The 19,226-nt window shown below is 58.7% G+C and carries 20 protein-coding genes; 8 read left to right on the top strand and 12 right to left on the bottom strand.

Annotated elements, in window-relative coordinates; genetic code table 11:
* The first annotated feature begins 229 nt into the window (after positions 1 to 229).
* Both FHU12_RS10180 and FHU12_RS10175 read left to right on the top strand, forming a co-directional pair.
* The gene (locus tag FHU12_RS10180; protein WP_016927930.1) at positions 230 to 880 is read left to right on the top strand and encodes a riboflavin synthase; all 651 of its coding nucleotides are present in this window, start codon (positions 230 to 232) and stop codon (positions 878 to 880) included.
* A 54-nt stretch (positions 881 to 934) separates the two neighbouring features.
* Positions 935 to 1,228 (top strand): I78 family peptidase inhibitor, encoded by a 294-nt coding sequence (locus tag FHU12_RS10175; protein ID WP_038874785.1) that lies wholly within the window; start codon positions 935 to 937, stop codon positions 1,226 to 1,228.
* A 73-nt stretch (positions 1,229 to 1,301) separates the two neighbouring features.
* Here FHU12_RS10175 and cfa read toward each other — a convergent pair whose 3' ends face one another.
* Positions 1,302 to 2,453 (bottom strand): cyclopropane fatty acyl phospholipid synthase, encoded by a 1,152-nt coding sequence (cfa, locus tag FHU12_RS10170; protein ID WP_141969113.1) that lies wholly within the window; start codon positions 2,451 to 2,453, stop codon positions 1,302 to 1,304.
* Between the two features lie 344 nt (positions 2,454 to 2,797).
* On the bottom strand, positions 2,798 to 4,009 hold the full coding sequence (gene punC / locus FHU12_RS10165) for a purine nucleoside transporter PunC (protein ID WP_141969111.1): 1,212 nt from the start codon (positions 4,007 to 4,009) through the stop codon (positions 2,798 to 2,800).
* Between the two features lie 123 nt (positions 4,010 to 4,132).
* Here punC and punR point away from each other — a divergent pair, with 123 nt between their 5' ends.
* A complete protein-coding gene (gene punR / locus FHU12_RS10160; protein ID WP_141969109.1) occupies positions 4,133 to 5,077 on the top strand; it encodes a DNA-binding transcriptional activator PunR in 945 nt (314 codons plus the stop codon).
* Here punR and purR read toward each other — a convergent pair.
* Positions 5,074 to 6,099 (bottom strand): HTH-type transcriptional repressor PurR, encoded by a 1,026-nt coding sequence (gene purR / locus FHU12_RS10155; RefSeq protein ID WP_141969106.1) that lies wholly within the window; start codon positions 6,097 to 6,099, stop codon positions 5,074 to 5,076. The two genes, punR and purR, sit on opposite strands and share 4 nt — an antisense overlap.
* Positions 6,100 to 6,423: 324 nt before the next feature.
* On the opposite strand from purR, the gene cydH reads away from it, so the two are divergent.
* Positions 6,424 to 6,513: a cytochrome bd-I oxidase subunit CydH gene (gene cydH, locus FHU12_RS10150; protein ID WP_019455989.1), complete on the top strand. Its 90-nt coding sequence runs from the start codon at positions 6,424 to 6,426 to the stop codon at positions 6,511 to 6,513.
* Between the two features lie 61 nt (positions 6,514 to 6,574).
* Here the strand turns inward: cydH and sodB are convergent, their stop codons facing one another.
* Entirely contained in the window at positions 6,575 to 7,153 is a 579-nt protein-coding gene (gene sodB, locus FHU12_RS10145) for a superoxide dismutase [Fe] (RefSeq protein ID WP_004931333.1), read from the bottom strand.
* Positions 7,154 to 7,351: 198 nt separating this feature from the next.
* Positions 7,352 to 8,170, bottom strand: a complete 819-nt coding sequence (locus tag FHU12_RS10140) for a C40 family peptidase (protein ID WP_141969104.1) — start codon at positions 8,168 to 8,170, stop codon at positions 7,352 to 7,354.
* A gap of 416 nt (positions 8,171 to 8,586) precedes the next feature.
* Between FHU12_RS10140 and FHU12_RS10135 the strand changes: the two genes are divergently transcribed.
* Positions 8,587 to 8,934: a Grx4 family monothiol glutaredoxin gene (locus tag FHU12_RS10135; RefSeq protein ID WP_004931329.1), complete on the top strand. Its 348-nt coding sequence runs from the start codon at positions 8,587 to 8,589 to the stop codon at positions 8,932 to 8,934.
* A 68-nt stretch (positions 8,935 to 9,002) separates the two neighbouring features.
* On the opposite strand, the gene rnt is transcribed toward FHU12_RS10135, so the two are convergent.
* From rnt to FHU12_RS10105, 6 genes are all read right to left on the bottom strand, one after another.
* On the bottom strand, positions 9,003 to 9,686 hold the full coding sequence (gene rnt / locus FHU12_RS10130; RefSeq protein WP_038874795.1) for a ribonuclease T: 684 nt from the start codon (positions 9,684 to 9,686) through the stop codon (positions 9,003 to 9,005).
* Positions 9,687 to 9,765: 79 nt separating this feature from the next.
* A complete protein-coding gene (gene gloA / locus FHU12_RS10125; protein WP_004931325.1) occupies positions 9,766 to 10,173 on the bottom strand; it encodes a lactoylglutathione lyase in 408 nt (135 codons plus the stop codon).
* A 336-nt stretch (positions 10,174 to 10,509) separates the two neighbouring features.
* Positions 10,510 to 11,613 (bottom strand): alkene reductase, encoded by a 1,104-nt coding sequence (locus tag FHU12_RS10120; RefSeq protein ID WP_141969102.1) that lies wholly within the window; start codon positions 11,611 to 11,613, stop codon positions 10,510 to 10,512.
* Positions 11,614 to 11,701: 88 nt separating this feature from the next.
* Positions 11,702 to 12,322, bottom strand: a complete 621-nt coding sequence (locus tag FHU12_RS10115; RefSeq protein ID WP_373275559.1) for a TetR/AcrR family transcriptional regulator — start codon at positions 12,320 to 12,322, stop codon at positions 11,702 to 11,704.
* 103 nt (positions 12,323 to 12,425) lie between these two features.
* Positions 12,426 to 14,063 (bottom strand): phosphoethanolamine transferase EptA, encoded by a 1,638-nt coding sequence (eptA, locus tag FHU12_RS10110; protein ID WP_141972951.1) that lies wholly within the window; start codon positions 14,061 to 14,063, stop codon positions 12,426 to 12,428.
* 138 nt (positions 14,064 to 14,201) lie between these two features.
* Positions 14,202 to 14,843, bottom strand: coding sequence for an NAD(P)-dependent oxidoreductase (locus FHU12_RS10105; protein WP_141969100.1), 642 nt, complete (start codon positions 14,841 to 14,843; stop codon positions 14,202 to 14,204).
* A gap of 139 nt (positions 14,844 to 14,982) precedes the next feature.
* Here FHU12_RS10105 and FHU12_RS10100 point away from each other — a divergent pair, with 139 nt between their 5' ends.
* The 3 genes from FHU12_RS10100 to FHU12_RS10090 all read left to right on the top strand — a co-directional run bounded on the left by FHU12_RS10100 (position 14,983) and on the right by FHU12_RS10090 (position 17,169).
* The gene (locus tag FHU12_RS10100; RefSeq protein WP_221627850.1) at positions 14,983 to 15,912 is read left to right on the top strand and encodes a LysR substrate-binding domain-containing protein; all 930 of its coding nucleotides are present in this window, start codon (positions 14,983 to 14,985) and stop codon (positions 15,910 to 15,912) included.
* 21 nt (positions 15,913 to 15,933) lie between these two features.
* A complete protein-coding gene (locus tag FHU12_RS10095) occupies positions 15,934 to 16,173 on the top strand; it encodes a DUF1289 domain-containing protein (protein ID WP_019455980.1) in 240 nt (79 codons plus the stop codon).
* Positions 16,174 to 16,272: 99 nt separating this feature from the next.
* Complete coding sequence (locus tag FHU12_RS10090; RefSeq protein WP_033638383.1) at positions 16,273 to 17,169, top strand: aldo/keto reductase; 897 nt, start codon at positions 16,273 to 16,275, stop codon at positions 17,167 to 17,169.
* A 63-nt stretch (positions 17,170 to 17,232) separates the two neighbouring features.
* Here FHU12_RS10090 and FHU12_RS10085 read toward each other — a convergent pair whose 3' ends face one another.
* Positions 17,233 to 19,077 carry a polyurethane esterase gene (locus tag FHU12_RS10085; RefSeq protein WP_141969096.1) on the bottom strand — a complete coding sequence of 615 codons (1,845 nt, stop codon included), beginning with the start codon at positions 19,075 to 19,077 and terminating at the stop codon, positions 17,233 to 17,235.
* Between the last annotated feature and the right edge of the window lie 149 nt (positions 19,078 to 19,226).

Below are 19,226 nucleotides of genomic sequence, written 5' to 3'. Positions count from 1 at the left end.
TTTTCTATTTATATATGTGGGAGGGAGGGCTGCCGCGAGAGGACAACAATTAAAATAGCGGAATTTTGTCAAAAAGATTGTACCTGCTCGGCGTCGTTAAGCAAACGCCGCAGATAAATAGTTATTAAATGCGCAGGCACCCGATTTTTGCCGTCGCGGATTTGGTTTTCCGTGCCAACTGGGGCAAACTGCCGGAAGCGTTTTAACCTATTTAGTAGAAGAGGCACATATGTTCACCGGTATCGTACAAGGCACCGCGCCGCTGGTCGCCATTGATGAAAAACCCAATTTCCGCACCCACGTGATCGAGATGCCTGCAGAACTGCTGCCGGGGCTGGAGCTGGGCGCGTCGGTAGCCCATAACGGCTGCTGCCTGACCGTCACTGCGGTGGAGGGTAACCGCGTCAGCTTCGATTTGATCAAGGAAACGCTGCGCCTGACCAACCTCGGCGATCTGGCGCTGGGCGACATCGTCAATATCGAGCGCGCGGCGAAGTTCAATGACGAAATTGGCGGTCATTTGATGTCCGGCCATATTATCTGCACGGCGGAAGTGGCCAAGATTTATACGTCGGAAAATAATCGGCAGGTATGGCTGCGCATGCCGAATGCGGAACTGATGAAATATGTGCTGCACAAAGGTTTCATCGGCATTGACGGCATTAGCCTGACCATCGGCGAAGTGGTGAATAACCGTTTCTGCGTGCACCTGATCCCGGAAACGCTGGATCGCACCACGCTGGGTAAGAAACGCCTGGGCGATAAGGTGAACATCGAAATCGATCCGCAAACGCAGGCGGTGGTGGATACCGTCGAGCGGGTGCTGGCCAACCGGGAAGCGACGCTGGCGGCGGCGATGGCGCCGGCGCACAAAGACTGACAGCGATTCTGGCGTTGCCGCCGGAATCGAATCATAAGCAGAGAGGAGAAACGCGTGAAGTTTTATGGGAAAACGTTGTTGTTAACCGCGTTGCTGGCGCTGAGCGCCTGCAGCAGCTCACCTGAGCAGGGCGCCGGCGCGCAAATGGCCGATGCGGACGATACCTGCGGCGCTTCGCAGTATCAAAACTTCGTCGGTAAGCCGATGACGTCGCTGGAAGGCGTGCGGATCGACGCCAAGGTGCGCGCCATTCCGTACAACTCTGCCGTTACCATGGATTTCAACCTGCGCCGTCTGAACTTCCTTGGCGATAGCAACGATAAAATCATTCGCGTTTATTGCGGTTAACCCGCAGGGTCCGAAAGAGCAAAAAAAAAGCCCCGGCGATGATGTTGCCGGGGCTTTTTTATCGGGAAAGCATTCAGCGGGCGACGCGAATGCCGCCTTCAACGCCTTTCGGGCTGAATACCACCTGCCACAGCTGCAGATCGCGCGCCCGGAACGCGCCTGCGCAGGCGTTCAGGTAATAGCTGAACATCCGCTCTAAGCGATCGGAATAGCGCGGGGCAAGCTGCGGCCACGCCTGTTTGAAGCGTTCAAACCAGGCCATCAGCGTGCGATCGTAGTCGGCACCGATGTTGTGCCAGTCTTCCATCACGAAATGGCCTTCGCTGGCTTCGGCGATATGGCTCACTGAAGGCAGGCAGCCGTTCGGGAAAATGTACTTGTTGATCCACGGATCGACGTTCATGTCGGTTTTATTCGAGCCGATGGTGTGCAGCAGGAACAGGCCGTGCGGCACCAGATTGCGCTCCACCACGTTGAAGTAGGTGCGGTAGTTTTTCGGCCCGACGTGCTCGAACATGCCGACCGAGACGATGCGATCGAACTGCTGATGCAGATCGCGGTAATCCTGCAGCAGGATCTGCACATCCAGCCCGGCGCAGCGCGCCTGAGCCAGCTTCTGCTGCTCGGCGGAAATGGTCACGCCGACCACCGACACGCCGTAATGTTTCGCCGCATAGGCGGAGAGGCCGCCCCAGCCGCAGCCGATATCCAGCAAACGCATGCCCGGTTGCAGCTGCAGTTTTTCGCAGATCATCCGCAGCTTGGCTTCCTGCGCTTCCTCCAGCGTGGTGGCGTCTTTCCAGTAGCCGCAGGAATATTGCATGTAAGGATCGAGCATCAGGGTAAACAGATCGTTGCCGAGATCGTAATGTTCTTTGCCGACGATCCAGGCGCGCTTTTTCGATTGCAGATTGGTCAGGCGCGCGGCGGCGATACGCAGGGTATCTTTCAGGTGGTGGGGGAGTTTCTTCTCCAGCCCGGCGCTGACCACGCGCTGGAAGAACATATCCAGCCGTTCGCATTCCCACCAACCGTCCATATAGCTTTCGCCGAGGCCCAGCGACCCTTGCTGCAGGACGCGTTTAAAGAATTCGGGATTTTTAACCTGAATATCGAAGGGGCGCGATCCGTTGATTTCAATGCCGGCCAGGCCGAGCATTTCATGCGCGATACGGTACCACTGATTATCCTGGATGCTCAGATCTTCTATACACGATGAACTCATAGCTTCTCCATCACCTTCTTCTGACTGATGACCCGTTAGGAAACAGCTTAGACAATTTCTGCGGGTGCATACGTTTACCGACGGGAAATAAGCCCGCGGCGTCTGATATCCGACTATGAACAGAGGAAATTTAAAGAAGCGGCCCGACGCAAACGGCGCAGGAAAAACGCATCCTTAAAAAAAGAGTGTGACGCAAGGCGCGTACACAATAGCTAATTGAGATATAGGGATTATAAGGTGTTACTTTACAAGGTTGTTTTTGAGTATAGGCGTGCCGAGACGTTGACTCAACTGTAAATCGCACTCGGCACGCATATTCTTTAAGTGATTATTGAGCTTAGTAATTATGACGCTGAGTTAGCATGCTCCCGCTGCGCTTTTTGCTGCGCATCGGCCACTTTTCCCCGCTGCAGGAAATACCCCAGCGCGGCCAGGATCACCGTCGATACCATCACCGTCACCGTCGCCAACAGCGGCTGGGCAATAAACGCCGACACCAGCATGCTCGCCACAAAACACAGCCCCAGCTGCAGCGTATTTTGCAGCGCGGCGGCTTTACCGCTGCTTTCCGGGAACGGCATCAGCGCATTCGCCACCATGATCGGGTAGCCGGCGCCGTTGACCAGCGCCATCACGCAGAACGGGATCAGCAGCGTGGTGAGCGTCGGAGCGGTCAGGGTTGCCACCAGATACAGCGCCACCATGCTGACACCATAAGCTACCAGCAGCCACGGCAGCAGGGTTTTGCCATTGATGCGCTTTAGCGCGGCGCGACAGCCATAGCCCCCCAGCAGAAAAGCCAGCGTTTGCGGCACATAGCTCAGACCGATGTCGCTCGGGCCGTAGCCCATATCACCGAGGATGAACGGCGAGCCGGTCAGCCAGGCAAAGAAGCCGGCCGAGCAGGCGGCGTACATGGCGACGTTGCCGCTGAACACCGGGGATTTCAACAGTTGCCAGAAGCTGACGCCGTTTTTTGGCGCATCGGCGGTGGGTTGCGTTTTGGCGCGATCTTTGAGCAACAGCGTCGGCAGCAGCAGCAGGGCGGTGATGGCCAGCAGCACGGCGAAGATCGCACGCCAGCTGGCGTGGTTCAGCAGCCAGGCGCCCAGCAGCGGCGCCAGCGCCGGCGACAGCGCGACCAGCGGCATGATGGTGGCGAATACGCGATTGGCCTGGCCTTCGCGATAGCGGTCGACCACCAGCGCTTGCCAGATGGCGGCGGCGGAACAGACGCCAACGGCCTGGATAAAACGCAGGATCCAGAGCTGCACGGCGTTCTCTACCCACAGCATGCCCAGGCAGCCGAGGGCGAACAGCGTCAGGCCGATCAATAATACCGGTTTGCGGCCCAGGCGGTCGGAAAGCGGCCCCCACAGCAGCTGCGCGAAGGCGAAGCCGGCCAGGAAGATGCTCAGGCTGGCGCTGACCGCGCCGGCGGAAATTTGCAGTTCCTCCCGCATGGCGCCAAAGGCGGGCAGGTACATATCGGTCGCCAGATAACCCAGCATGCTCAGGCCGGCGAGATAGAACATAAAACCAAAGGAATTTCGCATGGTATTTCTCGTTAATATTTTAGTGTCGCAGGTTTTTAGCGCCGGCCAGTGTATCCGGCTGGATCTCTGCTTGTGAAACGGTAATATTTGCAAAGTGCTGTTAAAAAAATTGAAGGCAAAGCGATGTGGTCTGAATATTCTCTTGAAGTGGTCGACGCGGTGGCGCGCACCGGCAGTTTCAGCGCGGCGGCGCAAGAGCTGCATCGGGTGCCGTCAGCGGTGAGCTACACGGTACGGCAGCTGGAACAATGGCTGGCGGTGCCGCTGTTTGAGCGGCGTCACCGTGATGTGGAGTTGACGCCGGCCGGCGCGCTGTTTATCAAGGATGCCCGAGTTGTTATCAAAAAAATGCTCGACACCCGCCGCCACTGTCAGCAGGTGGCCAACGGGTGGCGCGGCCAGCTGAATATCGCCGTGGACATCATCGTCAAACCGCAGCGCAGCCGCCAGCTGGTGCTGGATTTTTACCGGCACTTCCCCGATGTCGAACTGATGTTGCAACCCGAGGTGTTTAACGGCGTGTGGGATGCGTTAGTGGACGGCAGAGCGGACATGGCGATCGGTGCCACCCGCGCGGTGCCGGTCGGCGGCGGCTTCGCCTTTCGCGACATGGGGTATATGAACTGGCTGTGCGTGGTCAGCCCACAGCACCCGCTCGCGCAACTGGCGGGGCCGCTGAATGACGATCGGCTTAGGCCGTACCCTGCGCTTTGTCTGGAAGACACTTCGCGCAATCTGCCCAAGCGCGTCACCTGGACGCTGGATAACCAGCGGCGGCTGGTGGTGCCGGACTGGACCTCGGCGCTCGACTGTCTGTGCGCCGGGTTGTGCGTCGGTATGATGCCGGCGCATCTGGCGCTGCCGCGGGTGCAGCGCGGTGAGTTGAAGGCGTTGCAGCTGCAGCAGCCGTTTCCCGCCAGCCCGTGCTGCCTGACCTGGCAGCAGGATAAACCGTCACCGGCGATGAGCTGGCTGCTGGCGTATCTGGGCGATGGGGAGACGCTGAATCAGGAGTGGCTGAGTGAGGTGAAGCCGGAAGCCGCGCAGGCTTCCGGCGCGGGGGATTAGCGGCGGTAGTCGATGAACGGCCCGTCGGCGACCGAGCGGCGTTCGATCAGCTTCGGATGCACTTCGATCACCTGCGACTCTTCGCGCTTGCTGATGATGCGATCCAGCAGCATGGTGAAGGCCATTTCGCCCAGACGCTCTTTCGGCTGGTGAATGGTGGTCAGCGCCGGGGTGAAGTAGCGGGCGTTGCGCACGTTGTCGTAGCCGATCACGGAAATATCCTGCGGCACCCGCAGGCCCAGCTCGTCGGCGGCGCAAATGGCACCCATCGCCATGATATCACCGCCGCAGAATACCGCGGTCGGCCGCTGTTTTTGCGACAGAATTTGGTGCATCGCCTTGTAGCCGGACTCCGGCTCGAAGTCGCCCTGGACGATCCACTCTTCGCGAATGTCGATATGCGCTTCCTGCAGCGCCTTCATAAAGCCCTGGTGACGGCCGCCGCCGGTGTTGCGCGACAGCTGGCCCGGAATGGCGCCGATCTCGCGGTGACCGCGTTCGATCAGGTAACGGCCGGCCAGATAGCCGCCTTCGAATGCGTTATCGATGATGGTGTCGGTGAAGTCGCCGCGCGCGGCGCCCCAGTCCATCACCACCATCGGGATGTTACGGTAGTCTTCCAGCATGCCCAGCAACTGATCCGGGTACTCGGAGCACATGACCAGCAGGCCGTCGACGCGCTTTTGCGCCAGCATCGCCAGGTAGGCGCGCTGCTTGTCCAGATTGTTGTGCGAGTTGCACAGGATCAGGGTGTAGCCTTTGCTGTAGCAGCTGTTTTCCACCGCTTCGATCACTTCGGCAAAGTAGGGGGCTTCGCTCGAGGTGGCCAGCAGGCCGATCGATTTGGTGTGATTGACTTTCAGGCTGCGCGCCACGGCGCTCGGCGAATAGTGCAGCTCTTTAATGGCGGCCCACACGGCCGCTTTGGTCTCTTCGGCGACGAAACGAGTCTTATTGATGACGTGCGAAACGGTGGTGGTGGAAACGCCCGCGCGTTTGGCCACATCTTTAATCGTTGCCATGTAAGGAATGACTCCTGAACTCACATGTTTACAGCATGTAAGTGTGATGTTAATCGTTTGCCTACGTAGATCCTTCTCCAGAGAAGCGAAAACTGAGTTTTTAGTGTGTTGAAGTCTTCAGCGCTTAATCAGGAGGGGCATGGATGCCGGTACGCAGTTGTGAACTGCGAATTTTGTCGCATATTGAACAAAAGTGGAAGAGGTAATCGAGATTATAAACCGGGAAATGATAACAAGATTTTATCGGCGAACTGTGGGAAAATGATTTGACGTACTAATTGTGCGCCTTTTATCCTTAGGAAAGCCTATTTTAAAGGAGTTGTCATGGATACCGAATTGAAGATGTCGCTGTTCACTACCGTCTGCGCGTTGGCGGTCATTATCGCTTTCAGCTTCGTTGCCGCGTTGAATTGATTTCCCGCCGGCGATAAAAAAGGCGCAGCCTGGCTGCGCCTCATCACCTCAGAACCTGCGCTTACGCCAGGTTTTCCGCTGCGAAGGTCCAGTTGACCAACGCCCAGAAGTTTTCCAGGTATTTTGGACGCGCGTTGCGGTAATCGATGTAATACGCGTGTTCCCACACGTCAACGGTCAGCAGCGGTTTGTCTTCACCGGTCAGCGGGGTGGCCGCATTGGAGGTGTTGACGATCGCCAGCGCGCCGTCCGGTTTTTTCACCAGCCAGGTCCAGCCTGCACCGAAGTTTTTCACTGCGGCATCGGTGAACTGCTCTTTGAACGCAGCGAAAGAGCCGAAGGATTTGACGATCGCCGCCGCCAGTTCGCCCTGCGGTTCACCGCCGCCCTGTGGTGACAGGCAGTGCCAGTAGAAGGTGTGGTTCCACACCTGCGCGGCGTTGTTGAAGACGCCGCCGTTAGAGGTCTTGATGATCTCTTCGAGCGATTTGCCCTCGAACTCGCTGCCTTTCACCAGGTTGTTCAGGTTAACCACGTAGGTGTTGTGGTGCTTGCCGTAGTGGTATTCCAGGGTCTCGGCGGAGATGTGCGGCTCGAGCGCGTTTTTCTCATACGGTAATGCAGGTAATTCAAACGACATTGCTTCCTCCTTTACAGCGCCATCCGCTTCCCGCCGGGCGAGAATCATATGGGCCGTTTTTTATTGTGGTCATTCAATCTTAACAATTTTCGTCATAAAAAACAGGAAGAAAAGCGAGAAATGCGCGTGGGGCGGTGCGATGGGCGATAGCTTGAGCAGGCGGTTGCGACCAGGGCCGCAACCGCGCAAAACAGGGAATTAACGGATAGTTTTCGGCGTCACTACGCGGCGTGCGCCGATGTAGTGGTTTTGCCAATAGTCGTTGTCGAGCTGGCTGATGCGGATCTCTTCGCCGGTGCGCGGCGACTGGATGAATTTGCCGTTGCCGAGGTAGACGCCAACATGGTCCGCCACGCCGCGGTTGTTGATGCGGAAGAACACCAGATCGCCGCTTTCCAGTTCGCTTTTCTTGATCGGCGCCGCATCGCGCAGGTGATACATCTCGTTGGCGGTGCGCGGCATCTTGATTTTCACTACGTCTTTGTAGGCGTAATAGATAAGGCCGCTGCAGTCGAAGCCGGTGCGCGGCGAGCTGCCGCCCCAGCGGTAAGGTTTGCCCATCTGGCCCATCAGCTTGGCCATCGCGGTCTGTTTGGCGTGTTGGTAGCGTTTTTTGTGGGCGGGACTGAGTTTCAACGGCTTTTCTTCACGCGCCAGTTTGGCGGTGGCCATACCGGCTTCGCGGTGGCGGCCATAGCCTTTTTTATAGCCCTTTTTCGGCGGGGTAACTTTAATCTTGGCGGTTTTCTGCGCTTTGGCCTTGGGTTTGGCGCTGGCGATCTTTTTCGCGCTTTTCTCGCTTTTCGCCTTGGCGGTCTTGGCTTTTTTCTCGGGAGCCGTCACTTTGGCTTTTTTAGCGGCTTTGTCCGCTTTCTTTTTTCTGCGGTCATCGGGCCGCGCTTCATTAGCATGGCTTTTACGCTGCTCGGCGGCAACACGCGCCTGTGGCGCAGCGTGCGCCAAATTGAAGAAGAGCTGCGTAAACAGCAGCGCAAAGAGCGTAAGAATTAAACGCATGTCGACGTCACCAACCTTGGCCCCGAAACGGATATCGAAAGAGTTACAGTATTCCCGAATTTCGCCATATAAAACAGCGAAGAACTCGTAAATAATAATCCATATTGTGAGAAAACGTTAATGACATTTTTTTTGGTTTAAAATCAGCCCGTTAATGTATGAAAAAACGCCAGGGGGCGGCGGCGGATATAATTAAGCCGCGTCGTCATCGCGGCGCAATATATTAGTGAAATGGTCGGATTAAAAATGTTATTCTCAACGTATGTTTTGACCGGAATGACGTGGCCGGTGAAACGCGATCGGCGGCGGGCGAATATCCTTGCAAAAGATGGCGTTTTCTTGCGACTGTTCCAGCCGCTACAATAGCCCGCGTGATGCATGTTGTAGCCATGAAATGTGGCTTGAGGAAGCAATAAATGACGACGACACTTGAAAAAATTCAGCACCAGATCGCTGAAAACCCGATTCTGCTGTACATGAAAGGTTCGCCAAAGCTGCCGAGCTGCGGTTTCTCTGCACAGGCTGTGCAAGCGCTGTCCGCCTGCGGCGAGCGTTTCGCCTACGTGGATATTCTGCAAAACCCGGACATCCGCGCCGAGCTGCCAAAATACGCCAATTGGCCTACGTTCCCACAGCTGTGGGTAGACGGTGAGCTGGTCGGCGGTTGCGATATCATCATCGAGATGTATCAGCGCGGCGAACTGCAGCAGCTGATCAAAGAAACGGCAGAAAAGTATAAAGCGCAGGAAGACCAGCAGTCTTAATCGACAGGCTTGCGGTTATCGCGTAACGGGCGGCGCCAGTGCAAACTGGGCCGCCTTTTTTGTTGGGCTTATTCGGCGAGATCGCCGGCGGGCAGCGGCCAGCCGCCGAGGCGTTTCCAGCGGTTAACCAGCTCACAAAACAGCAGGGCGGTTTGTTCGGTGTCGTACAGCGCGGAGTGTGCCTGGCTGCTGTCGAACGGCATGCCGGCGGCGATGCAGGCTTTCGCCAGTACCGTTTGGCCCAGCACCAGACCGCTCAGCGCGGCGGTATCGAAGGTGGCGAACGGATGGAACGGGTTGCGCTTCAGGCCGGCGCGTTCGGCCGCGGCCATCAGGAAGCTGTGATCGAAGTTGGCGTTGTGCGCCACGATAATGGCCCGATTGCAACCGCGATCCTTGAGCCCTTTGCGCACCGCTTTGAAAATGGCGTGCAGCGCGTCGTATTCGCTGACCGCGCCGCGCAGTGGGTTGTGCGGATCGATGCCGTTAAACGCCAACGCTTCCGGCTGCAGGTTGGCGCCCTCGAAAGGCTCCACGTGGAAGTGCAGGGTCTCGTCCTGCTGCAGCCAGCCATCTTCATCCATTTTCAGCGTGACGGCGGCGATCTCCAGCAACGCATCGGTATTGGCGTTGAAGCCGGCGGTTTCAACATCTATTACTACGGGATAAAACCCACGAAAACGACCACTCAGGGCGTTAAGATCACTTTTTTCGGCCATCAGTTTCTTATCTTCATCGAATGCAGCGCGCATTATGGCAAATTTTGCGCCCGGTTGCAGGCGCTATCGCGCGGAGAATCAGCAGGGCGCCAGCGCGCCCTGAAGGGGAGGCTTAGTGGCCGAGGCCCTGACCGGCGTGTTTGTTTTCGATCAGCTCGATTTTGTAGCCGTCCGGATCTTCGACAAAGGCGATTACCGTGGTGCCGCCCTTCACCGGACCGGCTTCGCGGGTGACCTTGCCGCCTGCGCGGCGGATGCTGTCGCAGGTGGCGGCAACGTCGTCCACGCCCAGCGCCAGGTGGCCGAAGGCGGTGCCCATGTCGTAGCTGTCGGTGCCCCAGTTATAGGTCAGTTCGATAACCGCACCTTCGCTCTCTTCCGTATAGCCGACGAAAGCCAGCGAGTATTTGTACTCCGGATTTTCGCTGGTGCGCAGCAGGCGCATGCCTAATACCTTGGTATAGAAGTCGATGGCGCGTTGCAGGTCACCGACGCGGATCATGGTATGGAGTAAGCGCATAATTCCTCTGGATTGACTGTGCCGTGGCAGACGGCGGGTGGATTGAAGCACAAGCGAGTATAGCCTTGTCCCGCAAGGGAATTCAACGTGACGATTGAGTGACAATGTCACCTATTGGCTTCGCGCCGAGGGTGTCTAAATATTGATCGAGTGTACCGATCGATACGAAGTAATTGATCTGCACAATCAATTATCAATTCCTCACGTAACCGTGTAGAAATTGAACTGCAGCATAACCAACACCAGGGAACCCCGGCCCGCCTTGTGCGGGCCTTTTTGCGCGTGGCACATAAAAAAACGGCCAGGCGGTTGCGTGGCCGTTGGAGTCAGGACGAGTTACTTCGCCAGAAACGGATAGTCGGTATAGCCTTCGGCGCCGCCGCCATAGAAGGTTTCCGGGTTAGGCTCGTTCAGCGGAGCGTGCTGACGGAAACGCTCCACCAGATCCGGGTTGGCGATGTAGCTGCGGCCGAAGGCCACCGCGTCGATGAAGCCTTTTTCGATCAACGCTTCGGCTTTTTCAGCGGTGTAGGCGCCGGCACCGACAATCACCCCTTTAAAGTGGGCGCGCACCGAGTCGCGGAAGGCGTCGGAATACGGTTTGCCGCCGGCCCAGTCCGGTTCGGAGATGTGCAGGTAGGCGATATTGCGCTTGTTCAGCTCTTCCACCAGATACAGCGCCGCGTCTTCCTGATCTTCACCGTTGTCCAGACCGTTGAACGGCCCCAGCGGTGAGATGCGGATGCCGATATGCTCGGAGCCCCATTCGGCGACCGCCGCGTCGACCACTTCCAGCGTCAGGCGGGTGCGATTCTCGATGCTGCCGCCGTATTGATCGGTACGTTGGTTGGAGGCAGGGGACATGAACTGGTGCAGCAGATAGCCGTGAGCCGCATGCAGTTCGATGAAGTCGAAGCCGGCTTCACGCGCGTTAGCGGTCGCCTGACGAAAATCGTTGACGATACCCGGGATCTCGCTGGTTTCCAGCGCACGCGGCGTGGAGGTCGGTACGCGCACCCAGGCGCCGGTTTCATCTCGCACGGTGGTGCGGGTTTCGGCGTTGATCGCCGAAGGCGCGACCGGCGCTTGTCCGCCCGGCTGCAGGCTTGAGTGGGAGATGCGGCCGACGTGCCACAGCTGCACGGCGATGTGGCCGTTTTTATCATGCACTGCCTGCGTGATGTGTTTCCATGCGGCGATCTGTTCCGGGGTGTGCAGGCCTGGCGCACCGGCGTAGCCTTTCGCCTGGAAGGAGATCTGCGTTGCTTCGGTCACAATCAGGCCGGCGCCGGCGCGCTGCGCATAATACTCAGCCATCAGCGGCGTAGGAATATCGCCCGGTTCGATGCTGCGCAGACGCGTCAGCGGAGCCATAAACACGCGGTTGGGCAGGGTGACGGCGCCAACCTTCAGCGGAGAGAGCAATTTTTCAGTCTTCATAGTGCATCCTGTATTTAATAGACCGGTCGTCTAGTTATGGCGATAAAAAAACACGAACTGCATTTTTCACGAAAAAAGACGGTTGTGGTTACGGCTGCGGCGGGCGCAGCAGCAACTCGATACTTTCCAGCGCGCTGGTCAACGGGGCCAACGAGCGTCGAATCTTGGCGCGCAGCGAGGCGCCGAGCCAGAGGGCATACAACGTCTCTGCGGTGGCCGCCGGGCTCATGGCTACCGACAACGATCCCTCGGCGATGCCGCGTTCAATGGCCGCCTGCAGGTGGCCGATCACACGGGCGGTCCCTATTTCCAACGCATGGCGCATCGGCTCCGACAGGTCGCTCACCTCGGCGGAGAGTTTCACCGCCAGACAGGCGTTGTGACATTCGCTGCGGCAATGATAGCTGATGGCCTGGGCGTAATAGCCCAAGAGCTGGTGGCGGGCATCGCTGTGCTCGTCGGCAAACAGTTTCTGCATTTCTGCATCATAATGCGCGAAATAGCGTTGCAGCATCGCTTCGCCGAAGGCTTCCTTCGAGCGGAAATAGTGGTAGAACGAACCTTTCGGCACGCCCGCAGTGGCCAGCAGTTCGCTCAGCCCCATGCCGGTAAAGCCCAGGCGCAGGCTGAGGGTTTCGCCGGTGGCGAGCAGATGTTCACGTGTGTCCACGTTGCAATGCGTTGATTTGGTCATCATGGTGTCGAGCATAATAGACCGATTGGTCTAGGTCAATGGGAATAAAAAAACCGGCGCACAAAACGCCGGTTGTCTGCAAACTATTGTGCCCCAGCGGCACGAGGAAGTTAAGCGCTTACGCCGCGTTGCGGCAACGCTGCAGGATATCCAGTCGGGATTGATATTCGCGGGTTTGTACGTCCAACATACCCAACAGGGTGTGGAACAGGTTGTCCTGCGACACGTCGTCCTTTTCCGCCAACGCGTTCAGACACTGGCGATCGATGCCGAAGTTACGCTGATAGTCGGCCGACATCCACATCAGGAAAGGCACGTGCGTTTGCTGGCTCGGCGCGAAGACATAAGGCGTTCCGTGCAGGTACATGCCGTTTTCTCCCAGCGATTCGCCGTGATCGGACAAATAGACCAGCGCGGTATTGAAGCGGTCGCCATACTGCTGCAGCAGCTTGATGGTGGCATCGAGCATCGCATCGGTATACAAGATCGCGTTGTCGTAGGTGTTCACCAGCTGTTCGTGGCTGCAATCCTGGATCTGATTGCTGTTGCAGGTCGGCGAAAACGTCTGGAATTCTGGCGTGCTGCGGCGGTAGTAAGCCGGGCCGTGGCTGCCCATCTGGTGCAGCACGATCACGCCGTCGTCTTTCAGGCTATTGATGTAGTCGTTCAGCTTGTACAGCAGCACGTTATCCATGCAAACCTCGCCGTCACAGTCCTGCGGCAGCTTTAACGTGGTCATGTCGATGTGCGGCACCCGGTCGCAGGTGCCTTTGCAGCCGCCGTCGTTATCGCGCCACAGCACGTTGACGCCAGCATGCGCCAGCACGTCGAGCATGCCTTCCTGGTGCGCCGCCTGAGTCGCGTCGTACTCTCTGCGCGGCATGTTGGAGAACATGCAGGGTACGGAGATCGCCGTTTCGGTGCCGCAAGAGCTGGCGTTCTTGAAGTAGACCACGTCGTCCTGCTTCAGACGCGGGTTGGTTTCGCGCCCGTAACCTCCGAGGGAGAAGTTTTCGGCGCGGGCGGTTTCGCCCACCACCAGGATCACCAGCGTTTTCTTGGCCTGCCCGGCGATCTGCGGCCCTTTGCGCGCGTCTTCACCGATTTTTACCAGCGGCAGATTGCGGGTGAAATAGCGCTGTTCGGTAAACTTGATGGTGCCGGCGACAAAGTTGGAAGGCGTCAACATTTTCACCACGCTTTTATTGTTGCGGATCAGCGAAGCGTAGTCTTTGTAGAACAGCGCGGCGACGATCAGGATCACCACCAATGACAGCATGACGTTGGCGGCGCGCAGTCCGACCATGTACCACCAGGGGCGGGTCTGGCGAATATGGGTGAAGCAGACCGCCACCGCCGGCAAAATACCGAGCAGCGCCAACCACAACCCCATGCGTGGCGTTAGCAGTGCCGTCGCTTCCTGGGTATTGGTTTCGAAAGCGTTCTGCATCATGTTGCCGTCGATCACCACGCCATAGCTGTACATGAAATAGTTGGCTGCGGCGCTGCCGAGCAGGAAAAAGACGATCAGCGGCTTGCGCAGGTAGGGCACGGTCAACACGCTGAAGATAATATTCAGCGCACAGAAGATCACCACCGGCATGCTGGCGGCGAAAATGACGCTGTGGACGTTATCGAAGGTGATATACGACCAGGCGCGGTGCAGGAATAACGCGTTTTGAAACAGAGTGAAGAACAGGGCGGTGGCGAGGATAAAACCGAGGCTGTTGCACTGTAAGCGTTGACGTAACCACATTGCCAAATCTGGATCCTGAGAGGAGATAATGCCTTGAAATCTACCGGATGAAACTTAAGAAAACCTTAGAAATTCAGAATACTGGCGGCGGCGACTGTGGAGAAAACGCCAGGCCGGGCGGCCTGGCGACGAGGCGATTTAGTAGGCAGCGGTGAACTGTGCGCGAATAAACTGTGGTTTTTCAATCTCATCGACGATGGCGACCGCCAGGTCTTCCACCGAAATGCTGGCCGGCGCTTCGCCGTTCATCAGCAGTTGGGTGGTGCCGAGGCGGAACTGACCGGTGCGTTTGCCCGGCTCCAGCAGGGCGGCCGGCGAGAGATAGGTCCAATCGAGCGCCGATTCATTGCGCAGCTTGTTGCGCAGATCGCGCACCGCCTGCGCACCGGGGCGGATATTTTCCGGGAACTGCGGCGTATCCACCAGTTCAACGCCCGGCGCCACTTCCAGACTGCCGGCGCCGCCGACCACCAACAGGCGTTTGACGCCGGCTTGCTCGACCGCAGTGAGGATCTGCTGGGCGCCTCGAGCGGTTTTCTCATACAGGTTGTCTTCGCCCCAGCCGGGGTTGTAGGCGCTGATCACCGCATCCTGGCCGTGCAATTGCCCTGCCAGCCAGGCGGTATCGGCGACGTCGCCCAGCGCGACGGTCAGATTGGCGTGCTCCGGCAACTCTTTTTTCTGGCGGGCGATTGCCGTCACCTGAAGACCGCGAGCCAGCGCTTCATCCACCACGCGGCGGCCAACAAAACCGGTTGCTCCAATAATGGCTACTTTCATCTGTATGCTCCTTCGGGGATGTGTTCAGTATCATGAAGCAGGCCGATGTGCCTGCTGCGTGGTTTCTACTCTAGCCCTTAACAATAGCCGTGATTAGTGCCATATTCATGCTTTCTTGATTAAGTAAAACTTCATAATCGTGGATAAACTCAATCGAATGGCGATATTTGCCACCGTGGTGGCGGAGGGATCGCTGGCCGGCGCGGCGCGGCGGCTGGGCATGACGCCATCGGCAGTCAGCCAGCACATGCGCTCGCTGGAGAAAGCGCTCGGGGTGCCGCTGCTGCATCGCTCCACCCGCCGTCTGGCGCTGACCGAGGCGGGGGCGGCGTTCTACCCCGGCTGCGAGGCGATGCTGCAACAGGCGCAGCAGGCGGAGCAGCGGCTGGCGGAGCTGCGGGATACGCTGGTGGGCGAGCTGCGCATCGCCACCCCGGTCGGCATCGGCGGTTGCTCGCTGGCGGAGGCGTTATCGCCGCTGTTGCAGGCGCATCCCAAGCTCACGCTGCGGGTGCTGGCGGACGATCGCATCGTCGATATGATAGAGCAGCGGGTCGATATTGCGCTGCGGGCCAACCGGCAGCTGGCGGACGCCAATATGATTGCGCATCCGCTGACGGCGTGGCCGATGGTGCTGTGCGCCGCACCGCGTTATCTCAGCCAGAATGGCGTGCCGGAAAAACCGCAGGATTTGGTCCAGCACCGCTGGATCTCCAGCGGCTACAGCGGGGCCTACCTGGACCTGCTGCACCAGTCCGGCCAGCAGGTCAAGCTGCGGCTGGCGGAAGGGCAGATCGTCAGCGAGAGCATGAACGTGATGCGTGCCTTTACCCGCGCCGGGCTGGGCATTTCCGTTCAGCCGCTGTATGAAATTGGCGATGAGCTGCAGCGCGGCGAGCTGTTGCTGCTGTTGCCGGAGTGGCGGCCGGCACCGCTGCGGCTGCACGCGTTGACGCTCGAGCGCAACATGCCGGAGAAAAGCCGCCAGGCGCTGCGCTATTTGCGCGACTATTTTCGCCGCAATGGCGAAAAGGGACTTGCCAGCGGCGGCGATGGCGTCTTCAATTAGCAAGAGAACGCAGGAGGCCCCGTGGCGCAGCAGCTTGAATTTTTCGACATCCCCAGCCCGTGTCGCGGCATTTGCCAGGCCGACGATCGCGGATTCTGCCGTGGCTGCCTGCGCAGCCGCGAGGAGCGCTTCGGCTGGATGAGCATGAGCGACGCGCAAAAGCGCGAGGTGCTGCGCCTGTGCCGTCAACGCTTCCTGCGCCTGCAGCGCGCCAATAAAGCGCCCGACGAGCCGCTGCCGGAACAGCCGTCGCTGTTTTAACCTTTCCTGATCTGCCGCACGTTCGTGTGGCTTACCGCTTCCCTGTGCCTCACCGGCTTGTGTATGCTGGCTGACAACTAATGTCATGAGGTTTTCGCAATGGTAGAACGTATTCGTCTCGCGCCGCAGGGGCCTGAATTTTCCCGCATGATTTGCGGTTACTGGCGGTTGATGGAGTGGGGCATGTCGCCGCAGCAGCTGCTGACGTTCATCGAACAGCATGTCGAACTGGGCGTCACCACCGCCGATCACGCGGATATCTATGGGGGTTATGCCTGCGAACAGGCATTCGGCGACGCGCTGCGCCTGAAACCGGCGCTGCGTCAGTCGCTGGAACTGGTGAGCAAATGCGGCATCGCCACTACCGCCAAGCCCGGCAACCCGATCGGCCATTACATCACCGATCGCGATCATATCGTACAGAGTGCGGAACAGTCGCTGCGCCATCTGCATACCGACTACCTCGATCTGTTGCTGATCCACCGGCCGGATCCGTTGATGGACGCTGACGACGTGGCCGAAGCCTTTGTTGCGTTGCACAAAAGCGGCAAGGTGCGTCATTTCGGCGTCTCCAACTTTACGCCCGCGCAGTTCCAACTGCTGCAGTCGCGCCTGCCGTTCTCGCTGGCCACCAACCAGGTGGAGATTTCGCCGATTCACCAACCGGCCATTCTCGACGGCACGCTCGACCAGTGCCAGCAACTGCGTATCAAGCCGATGGCCTGGTCCTGTCTGGGGGGCGGGCGCCTGTTTAACGACGCCGAGTTCCAGCCGCTGCGCGACGAGCTGCAGCGGGTGGCGCAAGAGATCGGCGCCGAGACCATCGAGCAGGTGGTGTACGCCTGGGTGATGCGCCTGCCGTCATCGCCGCTGCCGATTATCGGCTCCGGCAAAATTGAGCGGGTGCGCTCGGCGCTGAAGGCGCAGAAACTGGTGCTGAACCGCCAGCAGTGGTTCCGCATTCGCAAGGCGGCGCTGGGGTATGACGTGCCGTAAGGCGGAGCAAAAAAAAGAGGAAAGCCGGGCGGCGAAAGCGCCCGGCTTTTTTTACGCCGACCCTTAGGCCAACACCACCTGATCGGTGTTGAAGTGATCGAGCGAGACGCCGATCAGCGTGACCTGGCTGTGGCCGAAGGCCAGCACCAGATCGTCGTTTTGCTGTGTGGCATAGTCGCGGATATTCCCGCTGGCGCCTTCGGTACCGATAAACACCAGTTTATCGGTGGCGTTGAAACCATACAGCTGGTCGCGGCCGAAATCGCCGCTGAACAGGAAGGTATTACCGTTGCCGGCGCCCTTCAGGATGTCATCGCCGCTGCCGCCGACGAAGGTCAGGTTGCCGCCGGCATGGCCGATCAGCGTGTCGTTGCCGGCGTTGCCGAACAGCCAGGCGTCGTGGCTGCGAGCCTGCAGGACGTCATCGCCGTCGCCGCCGGTGGTGGCGGCGGCATAGGCTTTGAGGCCCGAGTCCGATTTCAATCCCGCAGCGGTCACCTGATGATCCACCTCTTTGCTGAAAATCAGCCAGGAGGTTTCTTTGCTGCGCAGGGTGCTGATGTCGTCTGCCAGCGTAATACCGCCTTTGGCGTCGCGCAGGTAAAGCGTATTGCCGTCGTAGGCGACCTCGGTGTTTTTCAACGCCTGTTGGGTATCGAAGATATTGTGGCCTTTGCCGCCGGCGATCAGGTTATAGCCGCCGGCGTCGCGGAAGATATCGTCGCCGTCGCGGCCCTCGAGATAGTCGTTGCCTTTGCCGCCCTTGATCAAATCATTGCCGTCGCTGCCGATGATAAACGTCGGTCCGCTGTGCGTTTCCGCGTTGCGGTTCAGGTCTTCCACCCAGGTATTGCCGCGCGTCACGTTCGACAGGTTGGAGACGATGATGGTCGAGTCCTTGTCGGTCAGCGAATAAAACTCGGAGTTCAGCACCCGCATCAGCCCGTCCTGATAGAAGAACGGCAGGTGCGACAGCCAGGTCGGAATGTTGAGAATGGAAAACGGCAGCAGGTTCCAGGCGTCCGACGCGTAGTGGTCGTTGAAGTTGACGATATTGTTGGTGGCGGAGGCGTGCGGCGCATCGTGTACGCCCAGTGACGGCAGGGTTAGCGAGGTGCCGTCGAGCGCGCGGAACACCGGGTCGTTCTCGTAGCCGATGTTGATCACCTTGCCGCCGGCTTCGTACTGGGTCGGCGAGGCGAAGGCGACATAGTTGGACTGCGCGTAGAAGCCGCCCCAGTTGGCGTCGCTCTGCGCCGCCATGCTGTTGACCGCCAGCCCGCCGAGGCTGTGGCCGCTGACCACTACGTCCTCGCCGCTCAGCCCGTGCGCCTGCGCGAATTTCGCCACGTCGCCCAGCAGATTGCCGAAGGCGTTCAGCGTGTAGCCGTCAGCGTAGCCTTTCGGCCCGAAACCGGCCAGCAGATCGTTAATCACATCGCCGATGGTATCGCCGATCAGCGACTCGCGCGGGCCGCTGGTACCGCGAAATGAGATGCCAATGGCGGTGAGATTGCCTTCGCTGTCATATTTGCCCAGCACCTCGGCCTGCGCGGTGGTGTAACCGGCGGTCTCGCCGTAATAGGTGCCGCGTGCATCGGTTTTGCCGGCGTAACCCAGCTGCGCGGCGCTGATGACCGACCAGCCGGCATTGTTCACCGTCTCCTGCGCGGCCTGTTCGGAGTCGGGGTTCCAGGGAATGCCGGGCAGGCCGCCCTGCGATTGGGTGCTGCCGATCAGCGCGGTGATCAGCGTCAGCGGCAGGCCAAGACCGAAACCGGTCTGGTGGTAGCCTTCGTCGAAGCCGTTATCGATATTGTGGTAAGCGTAGGTGGAGATGGCCAAGGCGTCGGAAAACAGCGCTTTCGACGCGTTTTCGTCCAAATCCTTATAGCTAAAGATGCCCATATCAGTTCCTTATGAATTATGCCGCCTGGCCGGGGAGTGAACTCTCATGCGTCGGCGGTGGAAACAGGGAAACAACGTTAGCCGAACGACAGCTGGTCAGAGGACCAACATCGGTAGAAATAGTATTAGCCCTAAATATTAGGCGTGCG

The sequence above is a fragment of the Serratia marcescens genome (assembly GCF_006715005.1).
GTDB lineage: Bacteria > Pseudomonadota > Gammaproteobacteria > Enterobacterales > Enterobacteriaceae > Serratia > Serratia montpellierensis.
The sequence above is the reverse complement of the archived record's forward strand: the minus strand, read 5'-3'. Positions and strand labels throughout refer to the sequence as shown.

Coding starts and splice junctions, on each gene's coding strand:
- FHU12_RS10180 (WP_016927930.1), top strand. CDS start 230: ATGTTCACCGGTATCGTACAAGGCACCGCGCCGCTGGTCGCCATTGAT.
- cfa (WP_141969113.1), bottom strand. CDS start 2,453: ATGAGTTCATCGTGTATAGAAGATCTGAGCATCCAGGATAATCAGTGG.
- punC (WP_141969111.1), bottom strand. CDS start 4,009: ATGCGAAATTCCTTTGGTTTTATGTTCTATCTCGCCGGCCTGAGCATG.
- punR (WP_141969109.1), top strand. CDS start 4,133: ATGTGGTCTGAATATTCTCTTGAAGTGGTCGACGCGGTGGCGCGCACC.
- purR (WP_141969106.1), bottom strand. CDS start 6,099: ATGGCAACGATTAAAGATGTGGCCAAACGCGCGGGCGTTTCCACCACC.
- cydH (WP_019455989.1), top strand. CDS start 6,424: ATGGATACCGAATTGAAGATGTCGCTGTTCACTACCGTCTGCGCGTTG.
- sodB (WP_004931333.1), bottom strand. CDS start 7,153: ATGTCGTTTGAATTACCTGCATTACCGTATGAGAAAAACGCGCTCGAG.
- FHU12_RS10140 (WP_141969104.1), bottom strand. CDS start 8,170: ATGCGTTTAATTCTTACGCTCTTTGCGCTGCTGTTTACGCAGCTCTTC.
- FHU12_RS10135 (WP_004931329.1), top strand. CDS start 8,587: ATGACGACGACACTTGAAAAAATTCAGCACCAGATCGCTGAAAACCCG.
- rnt (WP_038874795.1), bottom strand. CDS start 9,686: ATGCGCGCTGCATTCGATGAAGATAAGAAACTGATGGCCGAAAAAAGT.
- gloA (WP_004931325.1), bottom strand. CDS start 10,173: ATGCGCTTACTCCATACCATGATCCGCGTCGGTGACCTGCAACGCGCC.
- FHU12_RS10120 (WP_141969102.1), bottom strand. CDS start 11,613: ATGAAGACTGAAAAATTGCTCTCTCCGCTGAAGGTTGGCGCCGTCACC.
- FHU12_RS10115 (WP_373275559.1), bottom strand. CDS start 12,322: ATGCTCGACACCATGATGACCAAATCAACGCATTGCAACGTGGACACA.
- eptA (WP_141972951.1), bottom strand. CDS start 14,063: ATGTGGTTACGTCAACGCTTACAGTGCAACAGCCTCGGTTTTATCCTC.
- FHU12_RS10105 (WP_141969100.1), bottom strand. CDS start 14,843: ATGAAAGTAGCCATTATTGGAGCAACCGGTTTTGTTGGCCGCCGCGTG.
- FHU12_RS10090 (WP_033638383.1), top strand. CDS start 16,273: ATGGTAGAACGTATTCGTCTCGCGCCGCAGGGGCCTGAATTTTCCCGC.
- FHU12_RS10085 (WP_141969096.1), bottom strand. CDS start 19,077: ATGGGCATCTTTAGCTATAAGGATTTGGACGAAAACGCGTCGAAAGCG.